General features: G+C 50.1%; 16 protein-coding genes. 6 read left to right on the forward strand and 10 right to left on the reverse strand.

Translation table 11 applies throughout. The annotated features are described in order from the left end of the window. Window positions 1-139 precede the first annotated feature (139 nt). The 7 genes from ABXT62_RS13030 to ABXT62_RS13060 form a co-directional block, all read right to left on the reverse strand. Window positions 140-1,780, reverse strand: coding sequence for a hypothetical protein (locus ABXT62_RS13030; RefSeq protein ID WP_415355712.1), 1,641 nt, complete (start codon window positions 1,778-1,780; stop codon window positions 140-142). Window positions 1,781-1,847: 67 nt separating this feature from the next. Further along, the gene (locus ABXT62_RS13035) at window positions 1,848-2,744 is read right to left on the reverse strand and encodes a hypothetical protein (RefSeq protein ID WP_415355713.1); all 897 of its coding nucleotides are present in this window, start codon (window positions 2,742-2,744) and stop codon (window positions 1,848-1,850) included. Then, window positions 2,744-4,489 (reverse strand): AAA family ATPase, encoded by a 1,746-nt coding sequence (locus ABXT62_RS13040; protein WP_415355714.1) that lies wholly within the window; start codon window positions 4,487-4,489, stop codon window positions 2,744-2,746. Before ABXT62_RS13040 ends, ABXT62_RS13035 begins: the two co-directional genes overlap by 1 nt. Before the next feature lie 62 nt (window positions 4,490-4,551). Continuing rightward, window positions 4,552-5,739 (reverse strand): restriction endonuclease subunit S, encoded by a 1,188-nt coding sequence (locus ABXT62_RS13045; RefSeq protein ID WP_415355715.1) that lies wholly within the window; start codon window positions 5,737-5,739, stop codon window positions 4,552-4,554. A gap of 8 nt (window positions 5,740-5,747) precedes the next feature. Next, on the reverse strand, window positions 5,748-7,313 hold the full coding sequence (locus ABXT62_RS13050) for a type I restriction-modification system subunit M (protein ID WP_415355716.1): 1,566 nt from the start codon (window positions 7,311-7,313) through the stop codon (window positions 5,748-5,750). Between the two features lie 51 nt (window positions 7,314-7,364). Further along, window positions 7,365-10,850, reverse strand: coding sequence for a DEAD/DEAH box helicase family protein (locus tag ABXT62_RS13055; protein ID WP_415355717.1), 3,486 nt, complete (start codon window positions 10,848-10,850; stop codon window positions 7,365-7,367). 28 nt (window positions 10,851-10,878) lie between these two features. Continuing rightward, complete coding sequence (locus ABXT62_RS13060) at window positions 10,879-12,390, reverse strand: sigma-54 interaction domain-containing protein (RefSeq protein ID WP_415355718.1); 1,512 nt, start codon at window positions 12,388-12,390, stop codon at window positions 10,879-10,881. Window positions 12,391-12,911: 521 nt separating this feature from the next. Between ABXT62_RS13060 and ABXT62_RS13065 the strand changes: the two genes are divergently transcribed. Genes ABXT62_RS13065 through ABXT62_RS13080 form a run of 4 tightly spaced genes read left to right on the forward strand, consistent with a single transcriptional unit; the run spans window position 12,912 to window position 15,366 of the window. Beyond that, window positions 12,912-13,217 (forward strand): hypothetical protein, encoded by a 306-nt coding sequence (locus ABXT62_RS13065; RefSeq protein WP_415355719.1) that lies wholly within the window; start codon window positions 12,912-12,914, stop codon window positions 13,215-13,217. 15 nt (window positions 13,218-13,232) lie between these two features. After that, the gene (locus ABXT62_RS13070) at window positions 13,233-13,502 is read left to right on the forward strand and encodes a helix-turn-helix domain-containing protein (protein WP_415355720.1); all 270 of its coding nucleotides are present in this window, start codon (window positions 13,233-13,235) and stop codon (window positions 13,500-13,502) included. Continuing rightward, window positions 13,499-13,696: an HNH endonuclease gene (locus ABXT62_RS13075; protein ID WP_415355721.1), complete on the forward strand. Its 198-nt coding sequence runs from the start codon at window positions 13,499-13,501 to the stop codon at window positions 13,694-13,696. The genes ABXT62_RS13070 and ABXT62_RS13075 overlap by 4 nt, the downstream gene beginning before the upstream one ends. Continuing rightward, window positions 13,693-15,366, forward strand: a complete 1,674-nt coding sequence (locus ABXT62_RS13080; protein ID WP_415355722.1) for a DEAD/DEAH box helicase — start codon at window positions 13,693-13,695, stop codon at window positions 15,364-15,366. Before ABXT62_RS13075 ends, ABXT62_RS13080 begins: the two co-directional genes overlap by 4 nt. Window positions 15,367-15,472: 106 nt before the next feature. Here the strand turns inward: ABXT62_RS13080 and ABXT62_RS13085 are convergent, their stop codons facing one another. Both ABXT62_RS13085 and ABXT62_RS13090 read right to left on the reverse strand, forming a co-directional pair. After that, entirely contained in the window at window positions 15,473-15,598 is a 126-nt protein-coding gene (locus ABXT62_RS13085) for a hypothetical protein (RefSeq protein WP_415355723.1), read from the reverse strand. 1,135 nt (window positions 15,599-16,733) lie between these two features. Then, window positions 16,734-17,024 carry a hypothetical protein gene (locus ABXT62_RS13090; RefSeq protein WP_415355724.1) on the reverse strand — a complete coding sequence of 97 codons (291 nt, stop codon included), beginning with the start codon at window positions 17,022-17,024 and terminating at the stop codon, window positions 16,734-16,736. A 685-nt stretch (window positions 17,025-17,709) separates the two neighbouring features. Here ABXT62_RS13090 and ABXT62_RS13095 point away from each other — a divergent pair. After that, a complete protein-coding gene (locus ABXT62_RS13095; RefSeq protein WP_415355725.1) occupies window positions 17,710-18,672 on the forward strand; it encodes a hypothetical protein in 963 nt (320 codons plus the stop codon). 376 nt (window positions 18,673-19,048) lie between these two features. Here ABXT62_RS13095 and ABXT62_RS13100 read toward each other — a convergent pair whose 3' ends face one another. Continuing rightward, a complete protein-coding gene (locus ABXT62_RS13100) occupies window positions 19,049-19,243 on the reverse strand; it encodes a hypothetical protein (RefSeq protein WP_415355726.1) in 195 nt (64 codons plus the stop codon). Between the two features lie 121 nt (window positions 19,244-19,364). Between ABXT62_RS13100 and ABXT62_RS13105 the strand changes: the two genes are divergently transcribed. Next, window positions 19,365-21,254, forward strand: a complete 1,890-nt coding sequence (locus ABXT62_RS13105) for a DUF262 domain-containing protein (protein WP_415355727.1) — start codon at window positions 19,365-19,367, stop codon at window positions 21,252-21,254. The last annotated feature ends 141 nt before the right edge of the window (window positions 21,255-21,395 follow it).

A 21,395-nucleotide genomic window follows, 5' to 3' on the forward strand; every position in this document is an offset into this window, starting at 1 on the left:
ATAAAATATATTATATAGACACAAAATTTTTTATGTCATATGCGCGCTTTCCGGTCAGGCGGAGGCGGTTGCGGCTTTAGGGGGGCTAAGGCTACTCGGCACTAAGCCCGACTGCGGTCGGGGCGCTGCCCCTGTGAGACTAAAGTTCGATAACTGGCTGGCCAGCGAACTTGTAGGAATATTGTCGCGTTGCGGCTAGGCCGTCGGCCCAATAAACCGGACCCGGCAGGTGCGCTCGAAGTCCAAGTGAAGGCGAGTAGCACAGTCCGACCGCAATAGCTGTGGCCGCATCAAGGCCCAAGTCAAGATCATCAAAGCCGGGGGGAATTCGGGTTTTGAACACCCAAGGCAACCCTGCCTGTGCTGCATATGCAGATGAAAAACGCACTTCCGCACCGACCGGCGCACAGGCAGTTCCAGGAGCCGCAAGCTCGAACCCTGCCTCGGATTGGGTATAAAGAAATGGGTTTCCTCTCTTTCTGAGCTCTATAAGAGACAGCGGCAGTTGCAGTCCATCACGGTAGTCCTCAGCGGACTCCGCCGCGGTGCTGGCCTTTGAAGCACTCAATGGCACCAGGCCATCCCGGAACACCACCGCCGCCCGGGCTTCAATACCTGTTCGCTCACAAGCGACTTCTTTTGCTTTGGACAGCATCTCTTTGAGACACGCCGAATCGATCGCTTCATTCAGCTTGCCGCTTCGCCGTACTGAAATAATATGTTTCCCAAAGTGATCTAACACCGAAACCACGGTATGGCTGATTCTGCGTTTTTGCGTGTCGTGCCCGATATCCACGCCAATCAGCAGCGCATTCTCTAGCTTGTCTGAACACGGCAAAGCAAGACGGTAGGGTGTGCCACCCGCGCCTTCAAGCACAGAGACGGCTTGCGCACGAGATGACCACTTAGGCTGTTTGTTATCCGTTGAGAAACAACGATATGGCAGCTGCATATCATCCAGCACGGTCAGTAACTCTTCCTGGTCAGCAGGCAGCCTCTGCCCTGGTTGCCCTTCTATCGCAACGAGAAAAACAGCATCCACGAAGTCACCCGCTCGGTCTCCGCGTTGCACCTTCTTTATTTCTGGCAGCACAGCCTTTAATTGAGCCACGCGCACAGTGCTTGCAGTGGTCGGCACCCCCAGCGCCGGCAACCAATCGTGTCCCAGCTTTTCACCGTATGTGGACACCGTGGCCGATTGCTCGTCCCCATCATAAACCAGAATCACCTTCATGCGGCTTGGTACTGAGAATGCCTTAGCTTTGCTCAAACTTCTCCAGAGGTCAGCCTCCAGAGCAAACAACGTGCCTGAACGTCCAATCCCGCGCGTGTTCTGAACGAGCCCGGTGGCTAGCGAATCACCATCGACCGGCAAGTCCTTCATGATTTTTTCGGCCACGAGCGTGCTGCCAAGTCCAACCGCGTCAGCGATAAGACGTGATGAAAGCGTTTCGGGGCGTGCAAGCCCACCGAGCAACTGGCGCTCAGGGCTTCGAGTGGGTGATTGGGCATCGGATGAATCGAAATACAGCCTGCGAGGATGAATACGCACCGCTGTCTGACTTGCGCTAATCCAACAGGAATCAAGCTCAAGACCATCCAAATAGTAAAGTTCATTTGAAAGACGACGAGCCTCTGCTGGCAGCCAAACAGTCAGACGGTGCTGATTACGGCGATTAACCTGATAGCCCATACTAGACAGGAGCTCAGCGGTTTTTTTTGCCCAGCCACGCCGAATAGTTGGAGTGAAGAGGCCTATGCCCATACTGGCGCCACTCATGCGCTAGGTGCTCACCGGCGAGTAAGCCTGTGGTTTGTCCAGCTCCTTAACGGACACAAGTAGCATTTTAAGCGATTTGTAGTGAATCGATTGACAAAATACCGGTGAGGTCATCCCTGTAGTGATCGCGCAGCTCAGCCACCAACTGATTGTCCATGCATGTTACATCGGTTTTATGGTTGCGCTGGGAGCGATCATTCGGCTCAATAAACCCGCGATCGTAGCGCAGGCCACCCTTTTCTGTCAGTAGATATCTTGCGTGAAAATCAAAATCAATTTCCTTATCCTTAACTCGACAGATAGATAACTTGAGTCCTCCCGAAATTAGATCTGCTAGTGACTCTCGATATAAACCTTCTAACGCATCTTTGGGCTCGGGCGACTTAGACAACGCCACATAAATTACCACCTGGGTGACTCCCTTGCCCCTTGCCTTGGATGCCGTTACCAATTCGCACAATACTTTTAAGCACTTTGGTTCCGGACGAAAGTATGGATCCACTAGAACGACTGTAGCGACCTCAGAGAGTAAACGTTTAGCGACTGTTGCAAGATTCAAGGCTGTACGTTTGACTCGCATCTCCCTTTGGCCTTCAAATAACTCCTCATCTACACTAATAACATCATGAAACTTGCCTCCTGCACGAGCCCCTTTTATCAAAACAGCGTCAAAACATTTCAAAACTTCTGGCTGCGAAACATTGTCTATCCATGATGGCTCTGCATAAGGCAGCCCCATTCTATAGAGCCTATCATTCTTAATGAGGCTGAGTTTTTCTTCGATGTGTTTGAGCTCATATTCACCCACTCCATTCGCAAGGCAAGCTTCCATGACCATCTTCTTCCAACGTTTGGGATAACGAGCAATAAGCAGCCCCCTGCTATAGCCGAATTTTTCGACGATATAGCGCAGCGACTCCCAGCTATCTATCGATTCTGGATCCACAGCGAACACCGAATACACTAAAACAACTCCTTCGATCGCTCTGCGAAAAATCCGTCGGGCCATTTTTTAGAAAACTCGCCATCTTCATCAATGCCAATACGATGCACCCTTACACCATTCTCGCTAGAGTCCATGTGAACGATAGAAATATCTGCAGGAGAAACAGCCTTGATTTCGTCTGGTAAATCTCCGTCTCCGGTTTCTCTAATCCTTCTCAGGATGCGCAGGATCAAGTGCTCACTATGCGTCTCAATAAGAAAACTTGGGCCGTTTTCAATTTGAGTTAACAGGTCTCCTATAGCCACCTGAACTCTCGGATGAACATGCAGCTCAGGCTGCTCACAGGCGACGAGTCCCTTCTGTCGCGTGTTGGCTGCCACTACAAGAGGCATTAACTGGGATACGCCAACCCCTATTTCGGACGCAGAAACTGCCAAATTATTTCCAATATCCCACAAGGCAATGTGCTTCCTCTTGAAGTCTGCTTTATCCAAGTAAAGGCCGGAGGTGGTTTCAGAAGCCGAAGAGATAACTGACATAGCTGACATGAAAGCATCAGTTGACACTGGAGTTTCCTCAGCCTCAGGATTAACATCCAAATCTTCTGTAGAAAAGGTTATTTCTAGCTTGCCTACGTCCACCATATCGCTTAGCGCGACAAAATCGTCCGCCTCCAGCGCACCGGTTGGTAACGAAATATATCGCGATTCACCCTGTTCAACTTCATAGACCAGTTTGTAGCCCATGTTCAGTGTGTCTTTATCACTCAACCAATGATTAATCTTTTTATTCATTAGATAGTCAGTTGATCGCATAGCGTCCCACGCGGCCTTACCCGTGTACCAGTCTTTCTGCTGCGGGTATGGGTCTGCCTGATACATGTCGTCTGGCACAATTCTTAATGGCCCGATACACAAACTTTCTGCGAGAAACTCCAGTAGATTATCCAAGGGAGCAACTAGGACGTCCGACAATATCTCCTCGACTCTCCAATTATCAATCTCACTATTTAAGTTCAGCGATGTACTAAGGCGGCGCCCCAATAGCGGTAAGGCGCCAGCTCTGCCGCGAAAGCCGATTGGCACGTGATAAAAAGCTTTATCGCGGGATGCAACGCTGTCCACGTCATACACCTCAAATGCTTCATTGGCCATGCGAGGCTCAGTAATTAGGCGATGAAAATGGCTTGCGAAATCGTCTTCGCCATTTTCATCTACAACTAAAGGGTGCTCGTAGTTGATATAGCTGATCATAGGTTGTTTCAAGCCAGGATCACTAGTCGCCTCAGCAACCAATTCTTCATCTAACCAGACAGTGTATCGAGACACAAAAGCGGTTTTTTCTGAATCAGACCAGCCTAACCTAAACTCCAGACTCACGGAATTGGCCTCCGCGGCAGGACTATCAGAGTTAAGGGCATACAATTCCAGACTGTCATCACTGACAATATCCTCGATGTCATTGTAGGTGGCGCCAATATCATCAGCGGTTGAAAAGCTAACTTTTATGACCATTTCCTTGCCGAGGTCACGACCATTAACCAAGTTTTTGAAACCACCGATGTGTTTATCGCCTAGCGCTTCAATTCGGACGGGATCACATTGGCCCTTTTCTAGAATCTGCTGCAAATAGAATAGGGCAAGTAGCACAGAGCTCTTACCGACACTGTTTGGCCCGAAAAGCAAGGTAACGGGAGCAAACTCGATCTTCTGAGTCTCCTTAAAAGATCGGAAATTGGTGAGGCTTAGCTCTGTGATTTTCATGGATTTTGAACCTGTAAATAGTACTCGGATTTGTTGTGGCTTTTTAAATGACCAATCACAGGCTAAAGTTCTCCTGAAAATGCTTTTTGACTAAGTGATTCAAACAACGGAATGTTCATCACCTCTAATATCTTTTTCTTAGTGTCCCATATATTTCTACAAATTATCTCGAACTTCTCCTGCTCTGATATTGGGGGTAAACATAGCGAAACTGATCTAAGGTTCGCTTTTGAAATATTCGGCATGGAACCGGCCGCGCCCGAAGCTAGGGACTGAATCGATCGTCTCATACCACTATGAGTTAATAGCGCCCACAAGTAGAACTTGTTTACTCTTGAGTTCGTCTGAAAACGAAAAATCAGATCAGGAAGCAAAAGCCTTTCCGGAGTTTCCTCAACAATTGCTGACGCTGCCACGAGTTCATACGTGTTTTTCCTGGTAAACAGCAGATCACCCTGTTGAACTTCATGCCTTACATCAGGCACACTATCTTCAAACATTGCCTTATTTTCTCCTGGGCGGTAAACACAATAACTGACTGCGCCAAGCTTCAAGACACCCCACTCTCTTTTTTTTGCTGGACGCGATTCACACTTAGGACTAGCCCCGCTTTCAATCGCATCCAACAAGGTTGCAAAGGCAACTTTCTCCCATCCCTTAGGGTTCATTACTGGGTCACCAAACATATCCAAAAAAACAGCGCGCAGGAATTCGTCGGCGAGCTGGATGGCTTGCTGGCGTTTGCGGCGGAGGTTGTCTGCCTTGTCTAGGATAGAGACGATGCGTTTTTGTTCTTCAAGAGCCGGGAGGGGGACCTCTATCTCTTCAATTCGATAAAGGGCCAACTTCGCCTGCACCGCGATCTTTTTCTTTGATGCAATTTGGCGCTGCCCCCGGGTCGATAAGTACCATAATAGATAGTCCTGATTGACTACGGCAGTGTCATTGATAACAATTTTCGCAGCATTCTCAGTCAAATTAGCCCCATCCAAATCCGGTGGAACCTTACCAACTATGCCGATCGTTCCTGCTATAGAAATATATACATCATTCTGAGATATGACGTATCTTTTTATATGATCATGGGTAGTCTTAGTTATGTACTTCAGATCACTCTTGTCAACGGTGCGCGAGTGAAAATTAGTAACCCTAATATAAGGAAATTCTGTTTTTCCTTCAGCGAAAGCCTGACCCTTAGGGAGTCTCTTACCTCCTTTAACTTGCGCTAGATTCCCCAGTTTTTCGATCACCACACTTCTCAAAGCATCGACTCCAGCTCTTTCAACTCTTGCTGAATATTCTCCTCCAGCTCCATCAACCGCCCAATGATTTCCTTAGGCGGCTCGTAATTTTTCGCCTCATACACCACCTCTCTATAGCTATTGATAGAAAGGTCATACTTATTACTTGCAATATCGGCTTTCTCTACAAGAAAAGCTTTGGCCGTCTTATCACTCCACTGTTCCACTGACTTTCCTGTTGCAGCCTTAGTGCTGTAGTCTTTCCACTGCGACACCAAATCCGGCAGGTCATCGCTACCCTCTCCACGCAAAGGCGTTCTTTTGTCATCCAGAGAGAACCCATCCGCCTGCAAATCGTAGAACCACACCTGATCGGTCTGGCCACCTTTTGTAAAGATTATCAGCGCAGTGCTGACTCCCGCATAGGGCTTGAATACCCCACTGGGCAGGCTAACGATCGCTTCCAGCTGGTTATCTTCAATCAGCGTCTTACGCAGTTGCTGGTGCGCTTTGGAAGAACCAAATAACACACCATCCGGTACGATTACCGCGGCTCTGCCACCGACTTTGAGCATGCGCAGAATCAATGCGATAAATAGAAGCTCTGTCTTCTTGGTTTTAACGGAGCGCAGTATCGCTGGATCTATATCTTCCTCATCCAGGCTGCCCTTAAACGGCGGATTAGCCAGCACCAGGTCAAAGCCGTCTCTGGCTGATTTGGGGAAACGCTCAACAAAACCCTGGCTCAACGTATCTTGGTAGTGAATATCCGGCTCCGTGACCCCGTGCATCACCAGATTCATGGAGGCAATGCGAAGCATCGTGGCATCGAAATCAAATCCATGAAACATGTCGCGATCAACATGCTCTCGGTGCCCTGCCAGCAAATCACCGGTGTAGATTACTTGTTCATCCTCTTCGCCATTCTCATCCACGATTGTCTCGCGGATCGTGCCATCCTCTGAGCTGTATTTTTCCAGCATGAACTCGTAGGTAGTACTCAGAAAGCCCGCTGTGCCGCAGGCCGGATCGCAGATACGATCGGTGGCCACCGGGTCCATCATGTCAATCATTGCCCGTATGATGTGCCGCGGCGTACGGAACTGACCGTTGATGCCTGCGGTTGTCAGCTTGCTAAGCAAATACTCATAGAGATCACCTTTGGTGTCGCCCTGACTCAGCGGCAACTCGTTGACCATGTCGATGGCCTTGCGCAGCAATGCCGGCTTCTGGATCATCAGCTGCGCATCCTTCATGAACTCGGTAAACAGTGATCCTTTGCCACTGGTAGTCTTAAAGAAAGGAAAGAGTTCATCGCGCACAACTTTCATCAGCTCGTCAGCCGATTCGATATGCCGCAGGTTCTGCCAGCGTAGTTTTTGCTGATCGTCATTGAAGCGTCGCCCAAATGACTCTCCGGTGCGCTCTGAACGCTTTTCATCGCTGGTTTCGTTCATATCCAGCAAGCGCGCATACATCAGAAAAGTGATCTGCTCGATCACCGTCAGGGGGTTGGTGACACCGCCCGTCCAGAACTCTCCCCAGAGCTTGTCGATTTTGCCTTTTAATTCGCCTGTAATCATTGTCTTCTCTTTAAACGCTTTGCTGCCTGGCTAGCCCAGGCCATGCTGTATCTAATGTTTTGGTTGCTCTGCTGTCTGCCCGGATGCTGGCAGCTGTACTTTTTGCACTGGTTCATTTGCCTTAACGGTAAACCCCGCGACAAAGCCCGCGATCAGGTGCGCCTGTTCGTTCTGGAACAGCCCATCAATACCGTCGGTGTGCAGTGACTTGAACGGTTGCTCGTACAAGTCGGCGACGGTCATGTGGCCACGGCGGCAGATTTCACTTTCCAAAAGGCCCAAAAAGCGCTGCTGAATCGCGTTCAGCGCAATGTGGTGTTCCTGAACAAATTTGGTGAACTGTTGCTTTATCACGCTGGCATCTAGGCCAACGATGGTACGCAACAGTTGGTCAACACCTGCGGTCGATTCTGGGAAGAACTCTGCCAACAAGTTGAGATCTACACGAGGGTTCTGCGTGTGCACCATCGCGTTCAACTGTTCCAGCTCGGCCTCTGTTACCCGCTCCCCTGCACGAATCTTCTGCAGCACTGGGTCTTTTTCAAATAGCGGCTTCAGCGTTTTCTCGACTTCCTGCCGGTAGATTTCGTAGTCCACCGTACGGATATTGGTCTTGCGCTCCTCGGTTCGGTACTCGCCCGCTTTTTCCTTAATATCCAAGATCATCAGCGGCTCCGAGGGTGGCGTAGCGCCCTTGTCGCGCAGGTGAATCACCCCGCGCAGGCTCTGACGCTGTTGCTCGAAGTCATCGAACGTGGCCACCTGCCAGAAAGTATCCTGCTGGATCTGGTTGATGTCCGCGGCCTTGCTGCGCACCTGGTTCAGGTGCATGGAGAGACTGCGCACCTTACCCAGTATCTGTTCCTTTACCGGCTCAAGCAGCTCGGGCTGTGCCATAAGAGCATACTGTGCATTTACAGCATCCAGATCGAACTTCAGGGCCTCGCTTTGCGCCTTGATATTGCGCCACTGCAGCAGTGGCGCCATCTGCTCGAACAACAGATTTTTGGTCACCGGCGCAAACTGGTGTAACACATCAACCTGGCTGAGCTGTTGCTTCAGCGTCCAGTTATCCTTGATCGCGATATTTTTGTCATCCAGGCTGTCTATGTCCTGCTTGATCAACACCACCATCTTGCCAAAGGCATCCATCTCGCCGCGTTTTAGCGCCTCCTCGGCGAAGGTCAGCCGCGACTCAAACAATTTCTGGCTGAGAGATTTACTCTGGCGCGGCTCTTCTTCCTCCGGCTCCATCTCGAAGTATTCGAAATTGGCCCAGTGATCAAAGATCAGAAACTTAGACTTATCGTCGCTGCCATCGGTCGCAGGGCCATACAGATTTGGACAAAGGCGGGTGCCGCGGCCGATCATTTGCCAAAACTTCACCTTAGATTTAACCGGTTTGGCGAGCACTAGGTTCAGCACTTCCGGCACATCGATGCCGGTGTCCAGCATGTCGACAGAGATAGCAATGGTAATTTCGCTATCCTTGCCGTCTGTCGCCTTGAAATCGTCGATAAGTTCCTCGGCACGCTCTAACTTTGAATGAATCACGCGGCAGAAGTTGCCGCCGTATTCTGGATACATCTCGGCAAACAGTTCAGCCATTAGATCGGCATGCTGGATATTGCGGGCAAATATAATCGATTTCCCCAAAGTCTGACCATCGGCCAGCCGCTGGCCGCTCTCCATCAGATTCTTGAGGATGGCGCGATTGGTATCTTTGTTGTACACCGCCTTATCGAGACTGGCTGCGTTGAAATCCAGCTCGTTGGGGTCTATGCCTTGCTCTTCCAGCTCGGCGATCTGCTCATTGCTCAAGCTATGGCCCTGGATACCCTCACGCAGGAACTGCGTGGTATGGCTGACCACCTTAAAGGGCACCAGGTGGCCGTCTGCGACGGCTTGCTCCAGTGGGTAGTTAGCTGTGGGCATCTTATACTCACAGCCAAACAGCTGGCTGGTCGAGCGGCTGATCATCTCCACCGGTGTGGCGGTCAGCCCCAACTGCAGCGCGTCGTAGTATTTGAAGATGTCGCCGAACACGTTGTAGATCGAGCGGTGTGATTCGTCAGCGATGATCAGGTCGAAATACCCTGGATCAAAGTCCTCCATGATACGCATCATGCCGGGGTACGTTGAGATGTAGAGCTGGGCAGTCGCACGATCTTCTTTTTTGCTCTTGCCCACGATGTAGAGCGGTTCGCTAAGGAACTCGTTATACGCTTTGCCCGCTTGCTTGCGCAGCTCTTTACGGTCGCACAGGAACAGCACACGCTTGGCCCAACCGGCGTCGATCATGCGCTTGGTCAGCGCAATTGCCACGCGAGTCTTGCCCGAGCCCGTTGCCTGAACCAGCAACGCCTTGCGATGGTTTGCTGTGAAACGCTCGCAGACACGGGTGATGGATTCGATCTGGTACATCCGCCCGGCGATATCGGTATCGATGGGGGTCGCGTTTAAGTCCTTGCGCGTGGCTCGCTGACGGATCAGGTACTGCAGGCTGTCTTTTCCATAAAAACTGTAGAGTTTACGTGGCGTCGCTTGCTGGGCATCGTCCCAAATATAGATGTCGTGGCCATTGGTGTAGAAAATGACCGGACGCTGACCATGCGCCTTTTCCAGCGCGTCGGCGTAAAGCTTGGCCTGCTGGCGTCCTTTTTCAGCATTCTCACGCGTGCGCTTGGCCTCGATGACTGCAAGGGGTTTGCCGTTGTCGTCATAGAGCACATAGTCGCAATAGCCGATACCGGTGCGCGTGGGCTGGCCGTCCACCTTGACTTCGAATTTGACCTCTTCGGTGTCCTTACCGTTTACCAGGTCAATATTCCAGCCGCGGCTGTGTAGCTCGGTATCGATCAGACGCCGGCGCGTTTGGGCTTCGTTCAGCTCCAGCAGGTTTTTGGCGACTTCATTGGCCTGCTTGTGCTGCGCGGCTGCCGTCTCATCCAGCTGCTGCTTGAGTTTGGCGGCCTCCTGTTGCGCCAGTTGCTCCGATTTCTGGGAGGCTTCGAGCTCGGCTAGGGCTTGGTCGAAGCGAGCCTGATGCTCTGCGAGGCGTTTGTTAAGCGCTTCGGTCTTACTGGCAGAATTTTTTTCAGCAGGCTGCGGCTCCACGAAAGGCTTGAGGTCTTCTGGCGCGCCTCGCTTCATGCAAATGAGCAACCAGGACCCGAGTATATGTGACTCTTGCAGCAACCAGAGAGCGCTACCCTTGCCAAACTTGCCCTCGTGTGCGGCTTTGTTACCCTCCTTGCGAATAGCATGAAGCTTGTCGATGATGCCGCGGTCTACTACTGAAGCAAAAGCGTTGTTTTCCAGGCGGTCAATAAACTTGTCGTTGGGATAACAGGGCAAAGACCACTCCCTATAAACAACGCCCACCACCTTTTCAGCAAAGCAGCGCAATTTGATTAGCGCACTCTGGGGATCATCGAACACGTACTTCTCCGCGTGACCACCCAGGTTTGCCAGGTCGGGCCAGTGCGATCGAAGCATTTCGAAGTTCTGTGATGTCATTATTTCGATTCTATCCATACTGCCCCTAAAGCAAAGGGCGTGCCAACTATTCCTTTAGTCCCACATCTTCCATCCAGCTGCTCAACACCTGGTAGCTTTTCAGCCCCAGTTTTTCAGCCGACTTGGTCTTGTTGTTACCATTTTCCGCGAGCGCCTTTTTTATGTAGTGCTTCTTCAGATCCTTAATAAGCTCCTGAATATCAAAGGTATTATCTAATTTTCTGCCAAGCAGGTCTCCCGCCTTCGCGGGCCGCTCCAAGAGCGCCTCGCGCATTTCCCGCTCGGTGATGGTCTCGCCTCCAGACCAGACAGATGCCCGAGTAAGGCTCGCCTGGAGTTCCCTGACATTACCAGGCCAACCATGCGACTTGATAATATTTCTTGCTTTAGCAGATAATTTTTTATGCTTATAGCCGGAATCGAGGTCCAGCGCTTCGCTATTGATGCCTTCGAGTAATTTATCCGTTAGCAACATCAGATCCCCCTCCCGCTCGCGCAGAGGCGGAAGATTGACCACCCCCACAGCCACACGGTAAAAGAGGTCTTCGCGAAAATTACCTTCGACCATCTCAGCCATCAAATCGCGATTGGTTGCGGCAATCACGCGCACATTCACCTTTCTTTGTTCGGTGTCACCCACGCGGGCAAAGGTACCATCATTTAACACACGCAGAAGGCGCACCTGCGTCTCCGCGGGAAGCTCGCCAAATTCATCGAGGAAAATGGTGCCTCCGTCGGCCACTTCGAAATATCCAGCCTTGTCCTTGTCTGCACCAGTAAATGCGCCTTTCTTATGGCCAAACAGCTCACTGTCCACAAGCGCCTGTGATATGGCACCGCAGTTTACGGATACAAGCCCGGCACCGCGGTCACCCCCTCTTTGACTGGCTTCATGTATTGCTCTCGCAAAAAGCTCCTTACCCGTACCTGACTCGCCGAGGATCAATACGGGGATATCACGTTCTGCAATCTTCTGGGCTTTGATGATCTGGGCTTTCAGGACGGGACTCTGCGTAATGATGTCCGCGAATGCGGGCGGAGTTGCGGTTTGTCCCGAGGCAAGGCGCCTAAGGGTCGCATCGGATTCGGCCAGAATACTCGGAATAAAATCTGCTGCGATATCAAAAGGTACTTCTACATCACCAACACCCTGCTCTTCCGATGACTCCAACATCGGCACCTTCAGAGTGGTCTTACACATAAGCAACCAAACAGCATGCATCTGAGGCGTGCCTGGACTCACCAGTACGGACAACTGATCCTTACCAATTTCATCCAGGAGCTTGGTGAGTAACCGACTCGCCTCTTGGTAAATGTCGCCGTAATGAACTGGAGACTCGAGCTTGGCCTTGTAGAGGTGCGCGTCTACCTCTATCTGCGACTCCAGCCAATCTCGATAGGCCTCCACGCGCTCTGCGGGGTAGTTGTAAAGAAGGTGCACTTGCCGGTGCGGCCTCTCTTGCAGCGTACTCAGAACGGGGCCCAGCTGGGCACCCCCCTCTTCCGCGGCTTTGAAGTCCTTGTTTCCCACCCAACAGACAAGTGCTTCTTTTGTCATATACCTAGCCCTCTGCTGCGCCCTCGATCAGAGCGTCTATCCCCACCTTACAATCGAAGGTCAATATAGCAAATATTCTTATGTTATGGGTATTTTTTTTATGTGCTCGGTGCCGGCCGTGAGGCTGTCAATACCCAAACCGTGATGATTAAATTATATTTATTGTTTATTTTCAATGACTTATTAAATTTTCTCTGTTCGGATAAAAACTTGGCACGCCCTTTGCTATACCTATATTGAAAACAAAATATTTACTCTGGAGAGACAATGACAGCACCACTACCCAAGCATCTCGCTTTCGATCAACCAAGGCAGTTTGGCGGCCTAGCCATTGCGCCTTTTTTTAAAGCGGAACAGATGCCTGGGCTCGAATGCCTGACCTTAAATAGCGCATCTTACCAGTCCGGCGAAGAATTAATTAGCACGAAGCAGAGCTGCGTGGTGAATCTCACCTTATGGAGCCGCGACACAGACGCTGCACTTACCGGAATTAGAACGAACCTTCACAGGGGAGAGTAACTATGAACAAGCCAAAAAAAGTTCGCCAGATATACGCGGAACTCCAGCGTGTTTACGGTGGCGAGATGCCTGCACACGAGCTGCTCGAGTGTGCGTCTTTAATCGCCGATGCGTCGGAGGACTCCATCAGTCCTTCACCGAAGACGGTGCATCACGGACGCACGCCTTTTGCGGAGCTTCCGGTGAACGAGGTTATGGAGCGCTGGAGCTGGCGTATCGTCAGCCAAGAATACTCAGCTGAGGATGACTTCAGCCCACACATGTCTCAGGAAGCACTCCTGGCACACACACTTTCAATGGCTGCATAGGGAGGAAATATGTCGATGAGCAAAACACAACTCGTGCTAGGCGTTAAAGAGCACTTGCTGGCTGGTCACCCCATAACCCAGCTCGAGTGCATCGTGCTTTTTGGGGTCCCTAGCCTCACAAAAGTCATATCAGACATGCGAAAAGAAGGCTACAAGATTGAATCAAAACGCGTTCCGTTCGTAGCGGCTCTTAGACGAATCAACGAATGCGCAACCTTAACACCACCACCAAATCTACCCGTTAAGGAAGTCGCATTAACAGAATATTACTGGTTGGGGCTATGAGCAGATTATTCAGCAAGCGACAGCGTCGCATCCTAGCCTGGATTGCGGGTGGGCACTGTAACAAGTGCGGTAAACCCCTGGCCAATGGCTTTCATGCAGACCATGTGGTGGCTCACTCAAAAGGTGGAAAGACGATAACCCGCAACGGGCAAGCACTTTGCGCCCCATGTAATTTAAGGAAGGGCTCAAAATGACCATTCAGCTGAGAAACTGGCAGAAAGACGCACTGCACAAGGCCATAGACTGGCTCGTAACGAAGCGAGAAGACCGCCACTTCCTTATCAACGCAGCACCAGGGGCTGGCAAGACTCTTGCTGCGTGCGCTATCGCACAAAAGCTCTTTAGTGCACACGAGATAGAGCGAGTTGTCGTAATCGCCCCAAGAACAGAAGTCGTAAACCAATGGGCGGATGATTTTCGGTTTGTCACCGGGCGCCACATGGCTAAGGTGACGGCAGCAGATGGCGACATTGCAGGCTTATCACTGGATGTCTGCTCCACCTGGGCCGCAGTGCAAGGACTTTTGCCGGAGCTGCAAGCCGTCTGTAGCGCACAAAAAACGCTCGTAATCTGTGATGAACACCACCACGCAGCAGTAGAAGCCGCGTGGGGCCAGGGCGCGGACGGAGCCTTCTTAGCCGCGAAGTTTGTACTCGTACTCACCGGGACCCCAATACGATCCGATGGCGCGGAATCGGTATGGCTTGCATACGATGACGCAGGAGCGATTGATCACCCTGAGGCTGGCACCTACGTACTTACCTATGGTGACGCTGTAGATCTCGGCTATTGCCGCCCGGTCACCTTTCACCGCCATGAAGGGAAATTCACTGTCGATTTAGAGGGACATGAGATCAAGGTGTCTGGACAGGCGTCTGCCGTAATACCCAAAGTACTAAAGCGGGTGCACGGGCTGCAAAAAGCATTAGATTTCTACCGACTGGCGAAGACACCGCAATATGAAAAGGACAAGATTACACCTTTGATGGATGGCTATCAGGCCACAATGATCGACTGGGGCAGCGAGAAGCTCACCGAACTCCGGCATCGCATGCCGGAAGCGGGAGGACTTATCATAGCCCCGACCATAGAAATGGCTGAGTACATGGTTGCCTTGATAGAGAGGATTGAAGGTGAGAAGCCTATCCTAGTGCACAGCAACATGCCTAACCCAAATTCAAAGATTCGCGCCTTCCGCAATACCAATAAGCGTTGGCTGGTATCTGTCGCGATGGTATCTGAAGGTGTAGACATTAAGCGGCTTCGCGTACTGCTCTACCTGCCGAACGCTTTAACCGAACTTGCCTTCAGACAGGCCGTAGGACGAGTTGTGCGAACCATGGGCTCTGCCGATGACACCCGCGCCTATGTCGTCATGCCGTCATTCGAAACCTTCGAGACTTACGCTCGCAGAGTGGAAGAAGAAATGTCTCCCGCGGCTCGCAAAGGAATTGCGGCTCCCCGGCATAAGCGCTGCAGTGAATGCGGCCATGAATGCGAACTGGGGGCTAGCGAGTGCCCGATATGCGGCCATGAATTCCCCAAGGGACCAGAGCGGGTGAAGCCGTGCGGGGACTGCGGTGCTTTAAACCCAATGTCCGCGAAGACTTGTCATACGTGCGGCTCGTCATTCGAGCAGGATTTCAAACTATCACTGGACGAGGCGTTGCGCGCCGGCGCAATCGTTCGAGGAATCGATATTGAGGAGCAAGAGGTCCAGGATGCAGAAGAAATAGCGCCGGTGGTTCGCGGTCGTATTTTGCGCAGTGGTGACCAACGGCTGATAAAAATCATACAAACCTTGCCCGATGAAAGTTGGGCGCGGCTTAGAAGCATTTTCGACTCCGGCAGCCAGGCAGACTGAATCGAATACCTCAGAGACTCGCCAGATATTAGCGCAAAAAAGTTGCGCACAACGAAAGCTGGGCTGCCTAGAAGGTTAGAGGCAACACAGAGGAACGTCACCCACACTAAAAGGAAAAGACAATGAACACACAGAAAGCAAACCCAAAGAAAAACTGCTGTGCAATGGCGGGCGAGTCAGAACCGTGCCCAGAATGCAGTGCAGCCATTAGCCCCGGCGATATTTTCGTCATTAAAGAATGTCCAGCCTGTGGAGCCAAGCTTTAAGCCCTCATCGACAAAGTTACTCTGGAATTTTTGGACTGTATCCTTCGCGCGAATGCAGCATGAAAGCTTGCACCCTATCGCAACATATGAGGCAGCCTACTCGAAAAAAAGCTCCTCTAATCGTCAGTACTGGGTTGGAGCTCTTGTTCAAGAACTTAAGCCTGAAGGGGAAAGACAGCGAGCATTTGAATCGGGGCGGTGGCGCCTAGCTGCGCATATTCTGCAATGCTAACGGCGGCCAACGACATTGAACTAGAGCTTAGCGAGATGTAATTTTGTTTACATAAAGAACCTTTTGCAGGAGAAGCGCAATGAAAAAACCGCGCAAACCGGTGGCCGCCGTCGTCTCTGGGCCGGGACTGCTAGAGTTTGGCAAACGATTCGAGGACTACAAGTCAGCCCTCGCTAATTTTGGCATCAAGGAATAGCCCAGTGAGCGACAAGCCTCAAGAGATAAGCTCCACGATGGTAAGATCGTCGAGCACGGCAAATATTCCTTCCGCAAGACTAACTAGCCCGGCAAACAGTGTGGCTAGGACGACTGCAAATCCAGACGGCATTTTATTATTGGGAACACCTACACAGCTCGCGCAACGGATAGGCCAGTAACGTTCCTTAGTACCGGGGCTAGTGAGATTGTGGATCCGCTTCTCGAGCAAAAAAAGGTATGAACAACGTGCATTTTTATGTGTAGACGGCGACGCTACTTAACAGTTGAAAGGCTCTGAACCCTTTACTAAACTAGTGCAGCTTATGCTGTGCAGGCCCTTGGGCAACAACCTTGGGTAAAACATACTTCCCAGAAATCATATCTTGCATCTCGGCCAATTGCTCTTAAGGTTGTGACGGTGTTGCCTATTCAAAAGTCCAATCACTGAAATACCGTCTAGGGGCCTGAGCGAGTAAGCGCTTTGCTTTGCCTAGACGCAGCTTCGCTTCTTCTGTGTTACCGACTACAAAATATGCAATCGCCAAATATACATTTCGTGGTCACGGGCGGCATGGTGGAAGTTGTAGTCTAGATCAGCACTGAAAAAAACGTCAGCCAAAAGCCAGGCTCACAGTGCTGCATTCTTTCACCACCCGGCTGTTCGCGTCATTCTACTCCCCATACATCTCCAACCCCTCACCATAGGGATTATTCGGACTATCACTGCGGTACGGACTGCCCGCCCCATAAGGATTATTGATCGAGTCGCTGGGGTATTCACTGCCATAGCGGCCATAAGGATTAGACGTTGAATCCGCATCATACGGATTGTCACTGAGTCGACCGCGGTATTGCCCGTCGCTGTTATACAGTTTCGGCGCCCCCGTTGCATACGGCCACGAAAGCCGCTGTGCATGAGCTCGCGCTGTCGCTGGAAAGGGGATTTTAAAAACACCCTTCATGATGCCTTGTATAGAATTATTCTACAGTAGGGAAAACCCTACTTTTGATCATTATTTTCGACCACACACCACCCCGGCCCCTGCTGACACTGCCCTTAAGCTCAATTAGGCCATTACATGATGTGTGCGTAGCTCCCATCCTCATAATAAGTTGAGTGCCTGGGCTGACCGCCTGCTTCGGCTTTTCCAAGTTTGCTCTGTATAAAATGTGCCCCTCCGAAGTGAGCAAGGGGAAAAATCGCTCAGCCACAATGCCCTGCACAAATACGATCAGGTAAGCCCGGCCCCCCGCGGCTAACGCGGGGACCAATACTCGAGGGGAGAAAACGACTAGCTGAGGTGCATAGGCGCTTCTGGCTGGCTGTGCACTAGAAGCAGTCCTAAAAGCGCCGGCAGGCTTGATCCGTCGCCATGCCCTTCAGGTCATCGCGGGTTATGCTTTGCAGGTCATCTTCGCAGCTTGGGCTTAAAAGACCTGTGGCCCCTTAATTTGAATTCTTGAAAACTTTGTAGACGCCTTACCGAGACAGAAGTCAGCCGCTTTCGACTAGGAGCGGCCGTTTTGGTTATAATGAGTCTGAAGGCCACTGACGCCCTCAAAGCAGACGCTTGTGAAGAATAGAATTCCGTTCATCAAAAACCTTAGTACAATGGGTAAAACTCAATGATTAAGAATAAGTAAAGAATGAAAGAATCACTTTTATCGCATATTGCTAGTAATTTTATTTCTGAATATGAAAATGTTGCTAACAGCAGTATTGCATATCTCTTAAATAACTATACAGCTGCCCGTATTGCTCTAAAGAAAGTAATACGAGCAGACCATATCCCCACATATTATGTTACGGAGCTATCAACAAAGTCTAATGGCAGGCCTGATGTCACGGGCCTAGATGAAGACGGTAACAAGACAGTAATTATTGAGGGGAAGTTTTGGGCGAATTTAACTTCAAATCAACCTAATAATTATATAAAGGAATTGAGCACAGAGGGCGCATTATTATTTCTGGCACCAGAGAAAAGAGTTGTCTCACTGAAGCAAGATATATCGAAAAGGCTCAGTGGTGAAAACAATAAAGTTATTGTTTACTCGTGGCTCAACTTCATAAATTTAATTGAACAAGAAAACAACAAAGAAAATAACAACTACCTCGCATCCGACTTACTTCAACTAAAGGAGCTCTGTTTAAAGCTGGATTCCGAGGGTATGCCCCCATTAAGCTGGTCAGACCTTGACCCTATGAATGGAAGATTATCTTATCAATTCCCAGATGTCATAGATGAATGTAATAAACATCTGCGCACGTGGAATGAAGCGAGCTTTAAAGGTCTAAAAGCGACAGGTGATAAATATGGCTATGGCTTTTATTTTAGATCGTTTGGAATAGTTTGCAGAGTCTACTTTTCGAGCTATGAATGGTGCACCAAGGCGAGCCAAACACCGATATGGCTAAACCTATACAGAGAAGAAATTGAAAATTTTGATTCTATTATCAATAAACTTAAATATTTTGATTCAGATAACACATACCGTGAAATCAAGCATGTTGCATATGGCATTCAGTTAAAGCCAGGCATGGATAGAGAGTTAGTAGTCGATCATATTGTGAAAACAGTCAAACGAGTGCTCACAACAGCAAATGCCTGATTTTCTTGGAAGCGTAAAATTTTTTGTACTGGTGTTTACTATTAAGCATAAACGCAAGCGGCCTAGGGGTGCAGAGCCGTTTTACAATGGCCATAAAAATACTATGGCCAGCAGTAAAAAGGAGTAGGGACAATATTTCGACGATTATAAGTCAACTTTAGCCGAATTTGGCATGAAAGAAGAATCAAGTGAGCGACAGAGCTCGAGCGCCAAGCTCCATGAACGTAGAACCGTCGAGCACCGAAAATATTACTTCCGTAAGGCCAATCAGCTAAGGAAACAGTGTAATGTGAACAAGTGCAAAGTCAGACGGCATTGAATGATCGCTTCCTTACCCATACCTCATTAGGGCAACTAGTCCAAACAGGGAGTTTCGCTATACTGGAAAGGGCAGAAATCCACGCCGGTCAAAGCGCGAATACCAGAATTCAATCGGGAAGATTTTCGAAGGGAAACCAAAACGTCGGGCAATAAAACGTGTGATACACACCAGAGCGAGAGTAACAAAGAATTCCGATAGATCCGTCTTGTACTCGCCGTCGCTGTGAAAAATGACTGGCAGATTGAGCATTATGCCACCGAGAACTCTGCTATATGTTTCCATCAAATGGGCTATCTGAATGGTTCCGTGCACTTAAGTGTTAAATGAAAATCAGCGGTCACACTAAAATTACATATAAAAAGGTGGGTACATGAGCATTATGCAGCAGTCCAGTAAGGCGCAGGATAGAACCCTGGGCGTTTGGTTCCAGGCAATTCAGCAGGGCCAGGTGAAATTGCCGCGTTTTCAACGTTATGAGGCTTGGGATAAATTGCGCATTACCAGCTTTCTCAACACCATCATTAACAACTTGCCAGTAGGAGTAACGTTAGCATTGGAGGTGGCAGGAGAAGAAAAGTTTATCTCTCGCTACATCCGTTCCGCTGACCCTACTGTGAAAGGAACGGTTACCCAGCATTTATTGGATGGTCAGCAGCGCCTCACGGCATTTTGGCGTGGCATGCATAATAACTACGACTATGAGAACTACTTCATCTATTTGCCGCAGTTCGATGAGCGTGAGTACATGCAATCGGAAGAAATGCAGGTTTATTGCCAGAGTCGATGGACGAATAAAAGAGGTTCGCGTCGACCAGTTTGGGCCGACTATCCGTCCAAGTGCCTAGAGCGCGGTTTATTCCCACTGCATCTACTTTGCCCAGGCGATAACTCAGCGGTGGTTGATAAGTGGATAGGCAAGGCTACACAGCACTTAAAACCCAGCAAAGGAGACCCCGAAGCATTCGAGAAGCTGGAGAGCTATACGGCCCTCAAGGATAGATTAAAGCAGGAGATCAATACCCTCCGTGAGCGGGTAACGCACTTCAACTTGCCGTATCTTTCGCTGCCCGCCAACACGCCAAAAGACGTGGCGCTTCAAGTATTCATCAACATGAATACCAATAGCAAACCGCTTTCCCTGTACGACATTATTGTTGCCGAAGTGGAGAGTGTAGCGGGTAAGTCCCTGCATGACTTGGAAGAGCACCTTATCAGCAAGTGTCCTAAAGCAGCGCGCTTCGGTGATGTAAGAAACTTGATATTGGCAACATCGGCACTGTTGCAGGAGAAAGTGCCAAATAACAAGGGCATGATCGAGATGGATAAGCAGGTACTTCTCGATAATTGGGAAAAGCTCGAGCACGGCTTGGAGCGAATGGCCAACCTGTTGGAAAGTCAGGGTGTCTTTGATGAAGCACGACTACCTACCAGTAACGTACTAGCAGTCGTTGCGGCAGCTTATGAGCTGGTGCCAGAGCACGGCGATTTTGTTGCCAAGGCCGAAAAGCTGTTACGCGCCTATTTGTGGTCGTCCTTTTTTACCGACCGTTACGAAAACTCCGCCGCATCCAGAGCCTATGCTGATTTTATAGGTGTCAAAGACAAGCACCGTGGCATCAAGGCATTTCTGAGTACGCCCGATTTTGACGACCAGGCACTATCTGAGGTTCCGGTGTTCAACCGCAAAGAACATGAGCTCGCCGATGTGGATGCGCTCATGGCAGCCGGGTGGCCGAAGAAAGTCGGCATCGAGGCCAGGGGCATATTGGCAGTATCCAACTATTTTGGTGCCCATGATTTTGCCGATAGCAAGCCCGCTTCATTCGACAGTATTCAAAAACGTGAGTATCACCATATCTTTCCCGACGCCCTGCTGTCAGCCGCGAGTATAGAGAGTTTTTACGCTCTCAATTGCGCGCTCATCACCTGGAAGACCAATCGTATTATCGGTCGCAAGGACCCGATTGACTATCTTAAAGAGCGGGTTCAATGGGCCGATGAGCTAGCGGTATCAGATCGGTTGAAGACCCATTTAGTCTCCTATGACCTATTGAGTAAAGCCCATTATCAGGGGCTGGATGGTGAAGCGCTGAAGAGCAGACTCGAGACTGATTTTAATCGCTTCATGCGCAACAGGGCGCAGCTTGTCTACCAGGCTGTGATACGTCTTGCTGCCGGCGAGCAACCGTCGTTGGATTCAATCTGGGCGGAACCTGCAAATCAACGGCAAAAGGAAGCGCCGCAGGGGAACAACGACTGATGTAACGGCAAAAGAGTACGTCGACAAACGAACCCCCGTCATAACGAATCACCCTTCCGAATGGTAGCAGGGGAGTTGAGCATTATCTGCCTGTAAGCTTCAACTCGAAGAACACACCACAGCATCACAAACAACATGGTC

The sequence above is a fragment of the Halioglobus sp. Uisw_031 genome (assembly GCF_047729875.1).
Lineage (GTDB): Bacteria > Pseudomonadota > Gammaproteobacteria > Pseudomonadales > Halieaceae > Marimicrobium.